This window comes from Cryobacterium roopkundense, from assembly GCF_014200405.1.
GTDB lineage: Bacteria > Actinomycetota > Actinomycetes > Actinomycetales > Microbacteriaceae > Cryobacterium > Cryobacterium roopkundense.
This window is the reverse complement of record NZ_JACHBQ010000001.1, coordinates 3,617,316-3,633,167: the sequence shown is the minus strand read 5'-3', so window position 1 is coordinate 3,633,167 and position 15,852 is coordinate 3,617,316. Positions and strand designations below refer to the sequence as shown.

The 15,852-nt window shown below is 67.0% G+C and carries 14 protein-coding genes; 8 read left to right on the top strand and 6 right to left on the bottom strand.

The annotated features are described in order from the left end of the window. Positions 1–52: 52 nt before the first annotated feature. On the bottom strand, positions 53–1,636 hold the full coding sequence (hutH, locus tag BJ997_RS16870; protein WP_183323626.1) for a histidine ammonia-lyase: 1,584 nt from the start codon (positions 1,634–1,636) through the stop codon (positions 53–55). A 90-nt stretch (positions 1,637–1,726) separates the two neighbouring features. Here hutH and BJ997_RS16865 point away from each other — a divergent pair, with 90 nt between their 5' ends. Continuing rightward, a complete protein-coding gene (locus tag BJ997_RS16865; protein WP_035839832.1) occupies positions 1,727–2,512 on the top strand; it encodes an IclR family transcriptional regulator in 786 nt (261 codons plus the stop codon). 40 nt (positions 2,513–2,552) lie between these two features. On the opposite strand, the gene BJ997_RS16860 is transcribed toward BJ997_RS16865, so the two are convergent. The 4 genes from BJ997_RS16860 to ykgO form a co-directional block, all read right to left on the bottom strand. Next, complete coding sequence (locus BJ997_RS16860; protein WP_052542695.1) at positions 2,553–3,542, bottom strand: alpha/beta hydrolase; 990 nt, start codon at positions 3,540–3,542, stop codon at positions 2,553–2,555. Between the two features lie 183 nt (positions 3,543–3,725). Then, a complete protein-coding gene (locus BJ997_RS21225) occupies positions 3,726–3,944 on the bottom strand; it encodes a hypothetical protein (RefSeq protein ID WP_201771754.1) in 219 nt (72 codons plus the stop codon). Next, positions 3,914–5,167: an MFS transporter gene (locus BJ997_RS16855; protein ID WP_201771753.1), complete on the bottom strand. Its 1,254-nt coding sequence runs from the start codon at positions 5,165–5,167 to the stop codon at positions 3,914–3,916. The genes BJ997_RS21225 and BJ997_RS16855 overlap by 31 nt, the downstream gene beginning before the upstream one ends. Positions 5,168–5,359: 192 nt before the next feature. Further along, positions 5,360–5,482, bottom strand: coding sequence for a type B 50S ribosomal protein L36 (gene ykgO, locus BJ997_RS16850; protein ID WP_035839829.1), 123 nt, complete (start codon positions 5,480–5,482; stop codon positions 5,360–5,362). 47 nt (positions 5,483–5,529) lie between these two features. Between ykgO and BJ997_RS16845 the strand changes: the two genes are divergently transcribed. From BJ997_RS16845 to BJ997_RS16825, 5 genes are all read left to right on the top strand, one after another. Continuing rightward, positions 5,530–6,585, top strand: a complete 1,056-nt coding sequence (locus BJ997_RS16845; protein WP_052542693.1) for a GTP-binding protein — start codon at positions 5,530–5,532, stop codon at positions 6,583–6,585. Positions 6,586–6,860: 275 nt separating this feature from the next. Beyond that, positions 6,861–9,107, top strand: a complete 2,247-nt coding sequence (locus tag BJ997_RS16840) for a DEAD/DEAH box helicase (protein WP_183323624.1) — start codon at positions 6,861–6,863, stop codon at positions 9,105–9,107. Positions 9,108–9,258: 151 nt separating this feature from the next. Continuing rightward, on the top strand, positions 9,259–10,344 hold the full coding sequence (locus tag BJ997_RS16835) for a DUF2891 family protein (RefSeq protein WP_035838485.1): 1,086 nt from the start codon (positions 9,259–9,261) through the stop codon (positions 10,342–10,344). Further along, positions 10,341–11,585, top strand: coding sequence for a metal-dependent hydrolase family protein (locus BJ997_RS16830; RefSeq protein WP_035838473.1), 1,245 nt, complete (start codon positions 10,341–10,343; stop codon positions 11,583–11,585). The genes BJ997_RS16835 and BJ997_RS16830 overlap by 4 nt, the downstream gene beginning before the upstream one ends. 32 nt (positions 11,586–11,617) lie before the next feature. After that, on the top strand, positions 11,618–12,868 hold the full coding sequence (locus BJ997_RS16825; protein ID WP_035838472.1) for a hypothetical protein: 1,251 nt from the start codon (positions 11,618–11,620) through the stop codon (positions 12,866–12,868). Here BJ997_RS16825 and BJ997_RS16820 read toward each other — a convergent pair. Beyond that, entirely contained in the window at positions 12,810–13,535 is a 726-nt protein-coding gene (locus BJ997_RS16820; protein ID WP_035838471.1) for a P-loop nucleotide/nucleoside kinase family protein, read from the bottom strand. The two genes, BJ997_RS16825 and BJ997_RS16820, sit on opposite strands and share 59 nt — an antisense overlap. A gap of 220 nt (positions 13,536–13,755) precedes the next feature. On the opposite strand from BJ997_RS16820, the gene BJ997_RS16815 reads away from it, so the two are divergent. Both BJ997_RS16815 and BJ997_RS16810 read left to right on the top strand, forming a co-directional pair. Further along, positions 13,756–14,940, top strand: coding sequence for a thiolase family protein (locus BJ997_RS16815; protein ID WP_035838469.1), 1,185 nt, complete (start codon positions 13,756–13,758; stop codon positions 14,938–14,940). Next, positions 14,940–15,830: a 3-hydroxyacyl-CoA dehydrogenase family protein gene (locus tag BJ997_RS16810; protein WP_052542535.1), complete on the top strand. Its 891-nt coding sequence runs from the start codon at positions 14,940–14,942 to the stop codon at positions 15,828–15,830. Before BJ997_RS16815 ends, BJ997_RS16810 begins: the two co-directional genes overlap by 1 nt. Positions 15,831–15,852: the final 22 nt, after the last annotated feature.

The following is a 15,852-nucleotide window of genomic DNA, read 5'->3' as shown; positions in this document are numbered from 1 at the left end:
GCCAGTATTCCACCGTGGTGCACCGCCCGCAACTGCCCCGAACGGCCAAGTCCTAACGCAGACCTCCCGTGACGCCGGCAGCGGAATCGCGCACGGCACCGCACTGCACGAGGCCGACGACGCCCTCGATCTCGGGGGAGAGGAAGCGATCGTGGCCTGGGCCGTCCGCCACGGTCCGCACCAGCCGACGCACGGCATCCGTTGCCGCACCCGGCACGAGGGGGGCGCGTAGGTCGAGCGAGCGGGCCGCGGTCATGATCTCGATCGCGAGCACCCGGCCGAGGCCGTCGATCGAGCGGCGCAGCTTGCGGGCGGCGTGCCAGCCCATCGACACGTGGTCTTCCTGCATGGCCGAACTCACGATGGAATCGACGGATGCCGGCACCGCGAGTCGCTTGAGCTCGGAGACAATGCCGGCGGCGGTGTACTGCGCGATCATCAGGCCGGAGTCAACGCCCACCTCGTGCGCGAGAAACGGTGGCAAGCCCTTGTTGCGACTCGCGTCGAGGTGCCGGTCCGTGCGGCGCTCGCTCATGCTCGCTACGTCGGCCGCTGCGATGGCGAGGAAGTCGAGCACGTAGCCGACCGGCGCGCCGTGGAAGTTGCCGTTCGATTCGATGCGGCCGTCGAGGGTGACGACGGGGTTGTCTACGGCGCTCGAGAGCTCGCGCCCGGCGATGAGGGCGGCATGGTCGGCGGTGTCTCGGGCCGCACCGTTCACCTGGGGTGCGCAGCGCAGCGAGTAGGCGTCCTGCACCGTGGGGTCTTCGGGACCGGCGTGGCTCGCGAGCAGCGGGGATCCGGCCAGCAGGGCGCGTAGGTTCGAGGCGCTCACACCCTGGCCGAGCTGGGGCCGCAGGGCCTGCAGGTCGGCCGCGAAGGTAGCATCCGTTCCGAGGAGCGCCTCGACGCTCATGGCCGCGGCGATGTCGGCGGTCTGCAGCAGCATGGCGAGGTCGGCGAGGGCGAGCACGAGCATGCCGAGCATGCCGTCGGTACCGTTGATGAGGGCGAGGCCCTCCTTCTCGGCGAGCACCACGGGCGTGATGCCCGCGGCGGCCAGCGCGACCCCGGCGCTCATGAGCGAGCCGGCGGCGTCGCGCACCTCGCCCTCTCCCATTATCGCGAGGGCGCAATGGGCGAGCGGGGCGAGGTCGCCCGAGCAGCCGAGCGAGCCGTATTCGCGCACGACCGGCGTGATGCCGGCGTTCAGCACGGCCGCGTAGGTCTCGGCAATATGCGGGCGCACACCCGTGCGACCCGTCATGAGGGTGGAGAGGCGCAGCAGCATGAGGGCGCGCACGACCTCGCGTTCCACCTCGGGGCCGCTGCCGGCGGCGTGCGAGCGCACGAGGCTCGCCTGCAACTGCGCGCGCCGGTCCGCGGTGATGTACGTCGTGGCCAGGGCTCCGAAGCCTGTGGAGATTCCGTAGTGGGGGTGTGGGTCGCTCGCGAGCGCGTCGATGATGGCGCGGGTCGCGGCCACTCCGTCGAGCGCGGCCGGGTCGAGCACGATCGGCGCGTAGTGCCGGGCGACGGCCACGACGTCGGCGAACGTCACGGCTTCAGTTCCGACGGTGACGGATGCGGCGGGTGCGGGCTGTGCGGGGGTGGCGGGTGCGGGAACGAGGGTCATACCTCGATTCCACACCCTGTCGGCACGGCCCGGGTGCCCGTACGCTGGGAACAGTCCGGTATCCCGGACAAATTGCCTGCGAGGAGTGACATGCCCAACCTGGCCAGTGCGCGGTCGAAGGTGCCGGCCGCCGACGCGACCCTGCGCATCCTCTCCCACCTCGCGACCGCACGCGGACCGGTTCCCGCCTCCGCCGTCGCGACCGCCCTCGACCTGCCACGGTCCACGGTGTATCAGCTGCTCGCCGTACTCGCCGACCGCGGCTTCGTGCTGCACCTGCCGGAGGAGCGCCGCTATGGGCTCGGCGTCGCAGCGTTCGAACTCAGCAGCGGGTTCTCGAGGCAGCAGCCGCTCTCGCGTCTCGGCCGACCACTCATTGCCCAGCTCGTCGATCGGTTGGGCGAGAGCGCGCACCTCGTGGTGCTGCACGGGCGCGACGTGATCTACCTCGTGGAAGAGAGGGCGCCCCGCCGCCCCTCGCTCGTGTCCGACGTGGGGGTGCGTCTGCCGAGCCACCTCACCGCGAGCGGCCGGGCCATGCTCGCCGCCCTGCCGCCCGCGCAGTTGCGGGCTCTGTACCCGAACGCGGCGGCATTTTCCACGCGCAACGGCACCGGACCTCGCACGGCAAGTGAGCTGCGGCGCCTTCTCGACCAAGTGCGCACGCTGGGTTTCGCGCAGGAAGACGGCGAGATCACGCCGGGGATGGCATCCGTTGCCGTTGTCGTGCGCGACCATGCCGGCTGGCCCGCCGCCGCGATAGCCGTGACGTTTGATCGGGACAGCGTGGCGGCACCGGAGTCGGCGACGCTCGCCGGGCAGCTGATCGGCACGGCGGTCGAGCTGTCCCGCCGCATCCGAGGGCGCGCCGCGTAGCGCCCCGTCCCTGCGCTTCGGGTGCGCAGACGGCGGCGCTTCAGTCGCCGAGTGTGGCGTGCAGGAAGCCCGCGACCTGGGCGCGCATGTCGGCGTCCAGTAGCCCGATTGAGTGCACGCCGCCCGGCACCGTCACGAGTTCATGACGCACGCCGAGGGCCTGCAGAGCGGATGCGAAGCGCGTCGCCTGCGCGAGGGGCACAAACTCCTCGGCCGAGTTGGCGACGAACACCGGCGGATCGCTCGCGTCGAGCTGCGCGAGCGGCGAGGCGTCCGCGGCCTGCGGGCAGTCGCTCATCGTGTCGCAATCGAGGTAGCGCCGCACCAGATTCTGCAGGCGTTCGGTGACACCGTCGGCGGTCATGGCCTCCCCGCGCAGATCGCTCGGGCCCGACAGCTCGGCGACGGCGGCAACCCGGGACCCCTCGTTGAGCGGGCCCTCGCCGCGCGTGCCGAGAAGAGCGGCGAGGTTGGCCCCGGCGGAGCCGCCGAAGGCGCCGATGCGATCAGGGTCGGTTCCGAAGCGCGCCGCGTTCTCCGGGGTGCGGATCCATTCCACGGCGCTCTGCAGGTTGTCGATGCCGGCAGGGAACGGGGCCGCCGGGGTTAGCCCGTAGTCGACGGAGTAGACCACGAATCCTTCCGCAGCGAGCCATTGGCAGACCTCGCGCCAGTCATCGCTCGATTTGTCGCCGCGCGTCCAGCTGCCGCCGTGAATTGACACGACAGCGGGGCGCGGCTCTGGCCCGGCCGTCGAGGAGGAGCACACATCCAAGTGCAGGGGCGTGCCGTTCGGACGGGCGCCGTACGTCACATCCGTTGTCACGGTTATATCCTGGGGCGCGACGAACGTGCGGATGCCGATGACCGGCTTGAGCGTGGATTCGCTTGTTCCCTCCGGCGGGGCCGCCTCCTCGCTGAAGCTCACGAAGGCGACCGTTCCCAGCGCGGTGAGAACGGCGGCGCTCAGAATCGCCACCAGGCGGATGCGTATGGTGGCGAGGCGAGCAAATCGACGGCCGGGTGTCACGAGGGCTCCGAGTATGTGTGTCCCCCTTACGATTTCAGTGAGATGCCCATATCTAAGTGGCGCATGACCGTCTGCAATGGAGCAATCGCTATCTCACTGAAATCGTAAAGGGGATGTGTGTGCGAACAGGACAGCTCCGAGACTAGAACGTCTGGCTGCACGCGAGCCAATCCGGTCCCCTGCTCAGTGCGTGAACGCCGGCACGGCCTCGTCGGGCTCCCACTGCGGCATCAGGTCTTCTTTCCTACCCCGAATGAAGACCGTGCCGATCACAGACGCCACAACCATGGCGATACCGGAGGCGAAGAATGCCGCCGAGTACCCGTTTGTGAAGGCCGTGAGCGCGTCTCCGCCTCGTGCGAGCGCGTCGGTCACCGTGTTGCCGTAGAGCACTGTGAACACGGCGAGGCCGATGGAACCGCCGACGTTGAAGGTCGCGTTGACAGTTGCGGACGCAACGCCGGCGTCTTTGGGTCGACACCACTCAGGGCCAGGTTCTGCACGGGAACGAACAGCATCGAGAGGCCCATCCCGAGCAGCACGAGTGCGGGCAGTACCTGGGTGAAATAGCTGCCGCCCGGGGTGATGCCCGTCAGGTAGAGCAGGCCGGCGGCAGAGAAGAGCGGGCCGGCGATCATCAGTGGGCGCGGGCCGACGCGGTCGAGCAGTTTCGTGACGACCGGTGTGCACGCGAAGATAACCACGGTCATCGCCCCGTTGGCCAGCCCAGAGATGAACGGGCTCATGCCGAGTACGATCTGAAAATAGAATGTCAGGTAGAGCATCGAGCCGATCATGACGGCGCCGATCACGGACTGAATCAGGAAAGCGCCACCGCGCACGGAGTTCACGATGACCCGCAGCGGAAGCAGCGGCTGCCGGGCCCTGGATTCGATCAGGGCGAACACGGCCAAGAGCAGCGTGCCCACGGCGAGGAACGCGATCGTGTCGAATGAACCCCATCCGTGTTCGGCGAGGGTGAAACCGTACACGAGAGAGCCGAGGCCGAGCGTTACCGTGATCGTTCCCCACACGTCGTAGCGGTTCCTGCCGTCGGCTTTGCTTTCGTTCAGCAGGAGTATTCCGCCGATCAGGCCCACAACGCAGAAGAGCACATTCACCAGGAGGCACCAGCGCCAGCTCGCGAACTCCGTGAGAACGCCGCCGAGGAGCAGGCCGATCGCGGCACCCGTTCCGGCGACGGTCCCAAAGATCGCGAAGGCGAGGGTACGCTCGCGGCCGTGCGGAAACGTGACGGTCACCATCGCGAGCGCGGCTGGAGCGAGCAGGGCCGCGAAAACGCCCTGCACGCCGCGGGCGACGATGAGCTCGACGCCGGTCTGGGCAACGCCGCCCCACGCCGAAGCCATCCCGAAGCCGATGATACCCAGCATGAAGCTGCGCTTTCGACCCCAGTAGTCGGCGATGCGGCCGCCCAACAGGAGGAAGGCGCCGAAAGCCAGAGCGTAGGCGGTGATGACCCACTGGCGCTGGCCATCTGTCAGGCCCAGCTCGGCCTGCGCCTCCGGCAGGGCGATCGTCACGATGGTGGTGCCGAGCACGACCATGGCCAGGACGCCAAGGCCCCACCATCGAGCAACGTGACTGTGGAGCAGTGTGGACATCAGGAAACCCTCCAGGCTTCTGAGAAATGAAGTCGCTGGAGGTTTTGAGCCTCGGATCTACGTGCTCACAGGCACGGAACCGCCCCGAGCCAGGTGGCCAGGCAGGCTGCAATGTTACCAGCAGCCGGGCCCCCTGTCCCGACCTCAGCCCTGGCGCGCCTCAGCCCTGGCGCGCCTCAGCCCTGGCGCGCCTCAGCCTTGGCGCGCCTTTGCCCGCGGATTGAGTTTGTTGATCACGAACGTGCGACCGCGCCGCCGCACGATTTGTGAACCCGGAACCTTCTTCAGCGCCTTCAGTGAATTGCGTACCTTCATGACTCTCCATTTCTTATTGAGAACAAATATCAATTAGGCTAACAGGCATGCAGACAGAATCATTTCTCAGGGTCAACGTCGTCAGTGGGCTGCCCGGCGCCGGCAAGTCGTCCGTGGCACGACGGCTCGGATCCTTGCCCATCGCGATGGGCTGTTCCATTCACGACGCACTCCGCACAGTTGTCCTCCCCGCGGCCGAGGTGACCACGCCGGCGACGGCCATCGAGGTTTTCGTCGAGGCCCCGGCATTCGTTGGACCGCTGGAAATCGCGAGCACCCTTATGGAGGTGCCCGATTCACCCGGCCAGCTCGCCGACGGCCACAGTGTGCGGCTCGGCGACCTCGTCACGGTGATTGACGCCTCGCGATTCTGGGACGACCTGCGCAGCGAGGCGCCCGCCCCGATTGACGAGGGCGCGGCTCCCGACGACGAGGTAGGCAATACCGTCGGGGATGCGCTCGTGGAGCAGATCGAATGGGCCAGTGCGGTGGTCATCAACAAGACCGACCTCGTGCGGCCGATCGTCTGCGAAGACATCCGGGACTTCGTACGTTTGCTCAATCCCTCGAGCCATGTGGTCTTCGCCGAACACGGCCGTGGCTCGGCCGCCTCCTGGCCCGCACCGCGCGCTGACATGTTCGCCTGGCTGCAGCGCAGTCCCGGGTGGGTGGGGCAGCTCAACGGCGAGGCGTTGCTGACCCGCAGTCCGCTCGGTCTCTCCTGTGTGGTGTACCGAGAGGTGCGACCTTTCCATCCGCTGCGACTGGCGGAGTTTCTGCGCGATCGGGCCGCTGAGGCCGGCGAGATCCTGCGCTCGCGCGGGCTCTTCACCCTTGCGTCACGCCCGGGCCGCGTCGGATCCTGGAGCAGCGCCGGGCCCACCATCACCTTCGAGCCGACCGGCATGTGCACGGGTGACCCCGAATCCGTGCTCGGGCAGGAGATCGCGTTTTTCGGCCGCGACCTCGACGCCCACCGGCTGACCGAGAACCTGAACGGATGCCTGCTCACGACCGATGAATTCCTCGCGGGCCCCCTGCAGTGGCAGGTTCTCGCCGACCCGTTTCCGCGCTGGAGGCTCGGGGACAGTGATGAGGACTGACGTGCGGATCATAGGCCACTCGAGAACACAGATGCGCCCCGGCCGTGACATTTCGGCCCTGATCGGGTAGCGTGGACAAGTCGGCTCTTGACACCGCGCTTTCTTCACGTGTGCGCGGATGGGTTTGTAAGTCAAGTTGGGCCGGTTTCCCAGTAATCCGCTGGGGAAAATCACTGTATGTGAACGGCCCCGGCCATAGACTGCCCGGGTTCTCAGTTACGTCGCGAGTGCGTCGTTGTTCTGCCATGTACTGAACACAACCCAGGAATATCTCTATGCCTCAGAGCAAGAACAATTACGATCCCAAATACGCTTCCAAGAGCGGCCCGAACCGTGGCGGATCGAACAACCAGGGCAGCAAGAGCCCCGGACACCGTGGTTTCAAGGCCGACGAAGGCACGCCCAAGAAGGCACGCTGGAACGCCGACGAGCGCGCATCGCGTGCCGCAGAGCGGCCCGCGAGCGACCGCGGCAGCTACGGCGACCGTCCGTCCCATGGAGCACGCACGGACCGCCCGGCCACCGGATCGCGTCCGGCCTACAACAACGACCGTCCGGCCCGCAACAGCGACCGCCCGTCCTACAACGACCGTGCACCGCGGGGCGACCGTCCTGCGTACAACAACGACCGCAACAACGATCGTCCGTCCTACGGCAATGACCGTCCTCGCACTGAGCGTCCGTCTTATGGCGACCGCGCTCCGCGCACCGACCGTCCCGCCTACAACAACGACCGCCCGTCGTACAACAACGACCGCAACAGCGAGCGTCCGGCGCGCACCGAGCGGCCCGCCTACAACAACGACCGCCCGGCTCGCACCGACCGTCCGTCCTACGGCGACCGCGCGCCCCGCACCGATCGTCCGTCCTATGGCAACGACCGTCCTCGCACCGAGCGTCCCGCCTACGGTGACCGCGCTCCGCGCACCGACCGTCCTGCCTACAACAACGACCGCCCGTCGTACAACAACGACCGCAACAGCGAGCGTCCGGCGCGCACCGAGCGTCCCGCCTACGGTGACCGCGCTCCGCGCACCGACCGTCCTGCCTACAACAACGACCGCCCGGCTCGCACCGAGCGCCCGTCGTACGGCGACCGCGCTCCCCGCACCGATCGCACCGAGCGTCCCTCCTACGGCGACCGTCCGGCTCGCACCGAGCGTCCCTCCTACGGTGATCGCGCCGAGCGCGCTCCCCGTCGCGACTTCGGAAGCGACCGTCCGGCCCGCACAGAGGGTGGCGACAGCAAGTTCTACCCGAAGCGCAGCGAAGACGGCGTCAAGCCCACCTTCGCCGGCGGCGATGACGTCGTCCTCGAGCGTCTCGAAGCCATCGCGACGACGGCATCCGATGTCGTCGGTGTGACCTTCGGCGACCTCGGCCTCGGCGAGAACATCGTGCGCGAGCTCGCCACCATGGGCGCGGCTGCACCGTTCCCGATCCAGGCGGCAACGATCCCCGACGTGCTCGCCGGCCGCGACGTGCTCGGCCGTGGCAAGACGGGCTCCGGCAAGACGATCGCCTTCGGCGCTCCCCTCGTGGAGAAGCTGATGGAGAACAACGGCGCCAAGGACCGCAAGATGGCCCGCAAGCCCCGCGCGCTCATCCTCGCCCCCACCCGTGAGCTCGCGCTGCAGATCGACCGCACCATCCAGCCGATCGCCCGCAGCGTCGGACTCTTCACCACCCAGATCTACGGCGGCGTTCCGCAGTACCGCCAGGTCAGCGCCCTCCAGCGCGGCGTGGACATCATCATCGGCACCGCCGGCCGCATTGAAGACCTCATCGAGCAGGGTCGCCTCGACCTCTCGGAGGTCATCGTGACGGTTCTCGACGAGGCCGACTACATGTGCGACCTTGGCTTCCTCGAGCCGGTTCAGCGCATCCTGCGTCAGACCAAGACCGGCGGCCAGAAGCTGCTCTTCTCCGCAACCCTTGACAAGGGCGTTGCCTCGCTGGTGAAGGAATTCCTGACCAACCCGGCCGTGCACGAGGTTGCCGGTGAAGACCAGGCCTCCTCCACGATCGACCACCGCGTGCTCGTCATTGAGCACCGTGACAAGAGCCGCATCATCGAGGAGCTCGTCAACCGCGACGGCAAGACGCTCATCTTCAGCCGCACCCGTGCGTACGCCGAGCAGCTTGCCGACCAGCTCGAAGATGCCGGCGTGAAGGCCACGAGCCTGCACGGTGACCTCAACCAGGCCCGTCGTACCCGCAACCTGCAGATGCTCACGAGCGGCCGTGTCAACGTGCTCGTGGCAACGGATGTCGCGGCTCGCGGTATTCACGTTGACGACATCGACCTGGTTATCCAGGCCGACGCTCCCGACGAGTACAAGACGTACCTGCACCGTGCCGGCCGTACCGGCCGCGCGGGCAAGACCGGAACCGTCGTCACGCTCATCCCGAAGCAGCGCAAGCGCCGCATGGACGAGCTGCTCGACCGTGCCGAGATCGACGCCAGCTACACGTCTGCCGCTCCCGGCGACGCTGCTGTGCGTGAGCTCGCGAGCATCTAGCATCCGCTAGCTTCTCCAGCTCCCGAATGGGCATCCACCTCGCGGTGGGTGCCCATTGTGCTTTTAAGACATTGCGGCGCACTGCGTGGCTGATTTTGCTTTTAAGCACTGTGCAGGGGACTATCGAACACAGGCAATGATGCGGAGTGCGATGAATCAGACACCGACCGGGCGGCGTGATACCGTCTCCCAGCTCCATGCCCTCGCGCCGACCTTCGCCGACATCGTTCTCGAAAACCTGAGCCGGCCGTTCCCGTATTCGGCCCATCACACAGCGCGGTCCGCGCTCGACAGCGCGGTGCCCGAGCAGCTCCATCCGGCCTTTTTCACCTCCTACGACTGGCATTCCTGCGTGCACATGCATGTTTTGGGCGTGATGCTGCTCGAACACGGACTCGACGTCGACCGCGACACCGCCCTGCGCGCCGCGATCGACGAGAACCTCACCCCCGAGAAGCTCAGAGCGGAGGCCGCCTACCTGCGCGCCAACCCGGGTTGGGAACGTCCCTACGGCTGGGCATGGCTCGTACGCCTTGCCGCCGCCTGCGCTTCCGCCTCCGACGCCCGCACTCGCGCGTGGGCAGTGGCCCTCGGCCCGCTCGTCGACGCGGTCTCTGAACTCTTTCGCGGCTGGGCTGCGACGGCCGAGCACCCCGTGCGGCACGGCGTGCACACCAACTCGGCCTTCGGGCTGGCCCTCATGGTCGACGCCTTCCAGACGCTCGGGCGAGCGGATGCCGCCCGCACCGCGCAGGCGCTCGCGCTCACCTGGTTCGGCGCTGATACCGATTGGCCCGGCGAGTGGGAGCTCAGCGGTCAGGATTTTCTCTCCGCTGGCCTGAGCGAGGCCGACCTGATGCGCCGCGTGTTGTCGCCGCAGCAATTCGCGGTCTGGTTTGCACGCTTTCTGCCCGGCCTGCGCGCCGATTCGCGAATCCTCCGGCCCATGCGGGTGACCGACGAGACCGACGGCTCCCTCGTGCACCTGCACGGACTTAATCTGTCGCGTGCCGGCCAGATCGCACGCATTCTCGGCGCGCTCGGCCACGCGGGCGAACCAGCCCCTGGCATCCGCTCCGACGCGCAGTCCGCCCCGCTGAGCCGGGCCCTCGACCCGCTGCTACAGGCCGGCCTGGCTGGCGCGCTCTCACCCGATTTCATGTCCACGCACTGGTTGGCCACGTTCGCGTGGGACAGCCTGCTCAGCATCTCCGCCCTCCACGAAAGGTCATCATGACTGTCCCCTCCACGGTTTTCCGCAACGCCCATGTCTTCGACGGCGAACGGTTTCTGCCGGAACCCGCCGACGTGGTCTTCGCCGGTGCGCAGATTGCCGCCGTCGGTCCGAGCGCCGGTTCCGCCCCTGAGTATGCGGGCGCCACGGTGATCGACTGCACAGGCAAAACAGTCCTGCCGGGAATGATCGACCTGCACATCCACGCGACGACCTCTAACCCGGGCTCGCTGCAGGCCTTCACCGAACCGTTCTCGCTGCAGTTCTACGAGTCCGTGCGCAACCTTGAGGCCACCCTGCGGGCCGGAATCACGTCGGCCCGCGACGCCGGAGGTGCCGACCTCGGTACCAAGGTGGCCGTCGACTCAGGCCTGGTGAAGGGCCCGCGCCTGCGCCTCGCCATCAGCATCATGTCGCAGACCGGAGGCCACGCAGACTTCTGGCAGCCCTCCGGCGTGGACTCACCCACCATGGGCTCTCACCCCGGCCGACCGAGCGGAATCGCCGACGGCGTTGAGGAGGTGCGCAAGGTGACCCGACGGATGCTGCGGGCCGGAGCCGACCAGATCAAGATCTGCTCGACCGGCGGCGTGCTCTCTCCGACCGATGATCCTCGCCACTCGCAGTTCACCGAGGCCGAGATTCGGGTGATCGTGGAGGAGGCGGAGGCGCAGGGCAAGTACGTGATGGCACACGCCCAGGGTGCGGCGGGAATCAAGAACGCCCTGCGGATGGGTGTTCGCACGATCGAGCACGGCATCTACCTCGACGACGAGGCGATCAACCTCTTCCTTGAGAAGAACGCCTATCTCGTTCCCACCCTCGCGGCTCCGCAGGCCGTGATTCGCAAGGGCGCATCTGGCACGAGCGGGCTCTCCCCGCTCGTGATCGAGAAGGCGCACAAGGTGGTCGACATTCACCGGGAGTCCATCGCGCGAGCAGTGGCCGCCGGGGTGCGCATCGCGATGGGAACCGACTCCGGCGTGGGAGTGCACGGCGAAAACCTACAGGAACTCGCGTTGCTGGCCGACGTGGGCATGAACCTCGAGCAGGTGCTCGCCTCAACGACATCGGTAGCCGGTGAACTCATCACGCCCCTCACCTCGGTCGGCCGGCTCGCGCCGAACTACGTCGCCGATGCTGTGGTGCTGAACGGAAGGCTCGACTCGGTCGAGCAGCTCGGCTCGCTCCGCACCATGATCGACCAGGTCTGGAAAGACGGCAGCAACCAGTTCCCAGTGTGATCCCCCGCTCAGCGTAGAGAGAGAACAGCACCGTGCTAGATCAGCCCATCTATGTCGCCACAGTCATCATCCTGCTCCTTGCCGTGGGCGAGGTGATCTCAATTCTGTCGCGGGCGTGGATTCCCTCCCTGCTGATCGTCTTCGTGGGTTACCTCGTGCTGATCTGGACCGGGGTGTTGCCGGCGGACCTCGTGCCGAACTCAGCGCTCGCCGCGGTGGGATCCCTGCTCGTGGCCGCCGTCATCACCCATATGGGAACCCTGATTCCCCTGAAGCAACTGCGTTCGCAGTACAAGGCGATTCTGATTTCCCTCATCGGCATCGTGTTGGCGGCAGGACTGATTCTGCTTGTCGTCTCACCGATCCTGGGTTATGCCACGGCGGTAGCCGGTGCCGGTCCGGTGACGGGCGGGATCCTGGCGTACATCATCACCGCGGAGAGGCTCACCGAACTCGGGCTGAATCAGCTTGTAGTCATTCCCGCGCTGGTTCTGGGCGTGCAGAGCCTGATCGGCATGCCGTTGGCGAACATCCTCCTGCGCAAATACGCGATCAAACTGCGTAACGGTGGACACTTCGATGACACCGCCGACGATGACGCCGCCGACGGGGTGCCGGGCGGGCGCACAGGGCACGACGCACGGCCTCTGAACGGCTCCGGCGTCGCCACGGCAACCGTGACCCAGCCGGCAACGCTCGTGGCCACGCGACGGTTCCAGCTCGTTCCGGAGCGGTTCCAGCAGCCGACCATCATTCTGCTCCTCCTCCTCGCCGCAGGAAGCTTCGCCACGTGGATGGGGTCGCTGACCGGCGTCAATTACGGAATCTGGGCGCTCCTGATCGGAATCCTCGGTCGCGTCCTCGGAATTTTTCCGGAGAAAGCGATGGAACGCGCCAATGCGTTCGGCCTGGCGATGGCCACGGTGATCGTGGTCGTTCTCGCCAGCATGAGCTCGGTCACCTGGAACGACCTCGTGAACGCGTTCTGGCCCGTTCTGCTGATTCTGGGGGTCGGAGGAATGGGCATTGTGGCCGGCGGCTGGATCGGGTCGAGGCTCTTCCACTGGGACCCGCTCAAGGGCATCCCGGTGGCGTTGACAGCCATGTTCGGTTTTCCCGGTGACTACGTTCTCTGCGAAGAGATCAGTCGATCCGTCGGGCGCGATGAGCGAGAGAAGAAGGCCATCTTTGATGAGCTCATTACGCCGATGCTCGTGGGCGGCTTCACCACGGTGACGACGGCATCCATTGTGGTTGCGTCGATCCTGGTGCAGACCATTTAAGCAGGCGACGGGCCGCCTGAACCACTTCGGCGATCGCTTCGGCGTCGGAGCATTGCCCGGTGTTCACGATGAGGCAGCCCCTGTCCTCGGCCATGCACCTGTAACGATCGATGTAATGCTCATGCCAGTCCGCGGATTCGGTCTGCTCGCCTCGACGGCCCAGCCTTTCCAGTGTGGTGGGCAGGTCAGACCAGCACAGAATTGTCGGCACCCATATGTTCCAGCGGTCATAGAACTCCTCGTCGGTCAGCAGGGAGCCGACAGTGATCCACGAGCGATCGAGCACGATCGGCCGGGTGGGCCCGTTGCGCCGAATGGCCGCGGTCAGCGCGGAGGAACCAATGCGCAGAACGGCCTCCCCGTCGCCGGCCCGGTTTGCGTCGGCCAGGAGCGCGCCGTGTTCACCGGCGAACGGTCGCTGGTAGGAGGCATTGAGGGCACGGGCGACACCCTGAGCGATCGTGGTCTTGCCCGTGCCGTTGTGCCCGTCGATGCCGATCACACCGGCGAAAGACTGGGCACGGGGCTGTGTCGGTGTGGAGAAGAACGTTTCCGTGAAGAATGGCTGCAGGTCAATTGGCTGGGTGTCCACGGATTCTGCATCGACGGATTCGGCTTCCTCAGATTCGGTGTCCGTCCAGCCGTCGGCGCTCGCGTCCTCTGTCATGTCCTCTTCCTGATGCTGAGAGTTCCCAAAATGTGCAGCGAGCGTTCAACTGATTCGATTATGTCCCAGCGTCCGCGCCTGTCAATGGGCGGTTGTCGCCTCATGGGCGAACTCAAGGGTTGCCGTGCGCGCCGGCATCTGCCAGAATTACTTTCCGAACGGTCGGTTACTAATTCTCGTTCGAGCAGACACCGCGCAGACATCGTCGTCAGGAGAAAACATGGCAGAGGCCTACCTCGTTGGAGGAGCACGCACGCCCGTCGGTCGCTATGGCGGAGTGCTGTCAAGCGTGCGCCCCGATGACCTCGCCGCGATCGTCGTCGCGGAAGCGGTGCGCCGGGCCAGAATCGACGCAGCGCTCATCGACGACATCATCTTCGGGGCCGCCACGCAGGCCGGCGAAGACAACCGCAACGTGGCCCGCATGGCCGCCCTTCTGGCCGGCCTGCCCGACCACGTGCCGGGAATCACGGTCAACCGGCTCTGCGCCTCGGGCCTGTCGGCGATCACCATGGCCGCCCAAGCCATCCGCGCCGGCGACGCCGACCTGATGGTGGCTGGTGGCGTGGAATCGATGACCAGAGCACCCTGGGTGCAGGGAAAACCAGACCGCGCCTGGGCCAAGCCGGCGCCCCAGTTCGACACCTCCATCGGGTGGCGCTTCATCAACCCGAAGCTTGCCGCCCGTGACAAGGCCACGTTCTCCATGTCGGAAACGGCGGAGGAGGTCGCGCGCATCGACGGCATCACCCGTGACGAAGCGGATGCCTTCGCCCTCCGCAGCCAGCAGCGTGCGGCCGCCGCGATCGATGCCGGCCATTTCGTCGACGAAATCGTGGGGGTTCCCACCAAGGCCGGCGAGGTTCTCGTCGACGAGGGACCGCGCCGGGACACCAGCCTCGAGGGCCTCGCCAAGCTGCGACCGATCGTCGGCGGCGGTTCTGTCGTCACAGCAGGCAACGCGAGTTCGCTCAACGACGGCGCCTCGGCCGTCGTCGTGGCCAGCGGCGAGGCCGTGAAACGCTACGGACTCATTCCCCGCGCCCGGATCGTGTTCGGCGCCAGCGTGGGCCTTGCTCCCGAAATCATGGGCCTCGGTCCGGTCGCGGCCACCGAAAAGGTACTGGCCCGCAGCGGCCTGCGCATCGAGGACCTGGGCGCGATCGAACTCAACGAAGCCTTCGCCACCCAGTCGCTCGCGTGCATCCGCCGCCTGGGTCTGAACGACGAGATCGTCAACCGCGACGGCGGTGCGATCGCGCTCGGTCACCCCCTCGGTTCGAGCGGGGCGAGACTCGTCGTCACCCTGCTGGGACGCATGGAACGTGAAAATGCCGAGCACGGCCTCGCAACAATGTGCGTGGGCGTCGGCCAGGGTTCGGCCTTGATTTTGGAGCGTGTCTGATGACCACAGTGGGACTCGAACTGGGCGACCGCGGCGAAAACGGCGTTCCCGACCGTGTCGGAGTGCTCGGCGGGGGCCGGATGGGCGCCGGAATCGCACACGCCTTCCTGCTTGCGGGAGCCCACGTTGCCCTCGTCGAGCGCAACGAGGTTGAGGCCGACGCCGCCCGTGATCGGGTGGTGCGTGCCGTCGCGGCGAGCATCAAACGCGGTGCCACCGGCGAATCGCATGCCGAACTCACCGACCGCCTCGCCGTCGGAATCGACTTCGCCGCATTCGGCGACCGCGAACTCGTCGTGGAGGCCGTGCCCGAGATTCGCGCGATCAAGGTCGATGCTCTGCAGCGGGTCGAGGCGGAACTCGGTGAAGATGCCGCGCTGGCCAGCAACACATCGTCGATCTCCATCGACGACCTCGCCTCCCAGCTCGTTCGGCCCGCCCGTTTCCTCGGCCTGCACTTCTTCAACCCTGTGCCCGCGTCGATGCTCGTGGAGCTCGTCACCGGCAGCGAGACCTCGACGGAACTCGTGACGGATGCCCAGGGCTGGGTGAGCGCGCTCGGCAAGACTCCCATCACGGTGAGCGACGCTCCAGGCTTCGCCTCCTCGCGCCTCGGAGTGGCGCTCGGACTCGAGGCCATCCGCATGCTCGAAGAGGGCGTGGCCTCCGCCGAAGACATCGACGCGGCCATGATGCTCGGCTACAAGCACCCGGTCGGCCCTCTGAAACTCACCGACATCGTTGGACTCGACGTGCGGCTCGGCATCGCCGAGTACCTGCACGCGCAGCTCGGCTCGCGCTTCGAGCCGCCGGCGCTGCTGCGCCGCCTCGTGGCCGAGGGCAAGCTCGGTCGCAAGTCGGGCCAAGGATTTTACACGTGGGACGAATGATTTCCGCCGCCCTCCCCGCCAC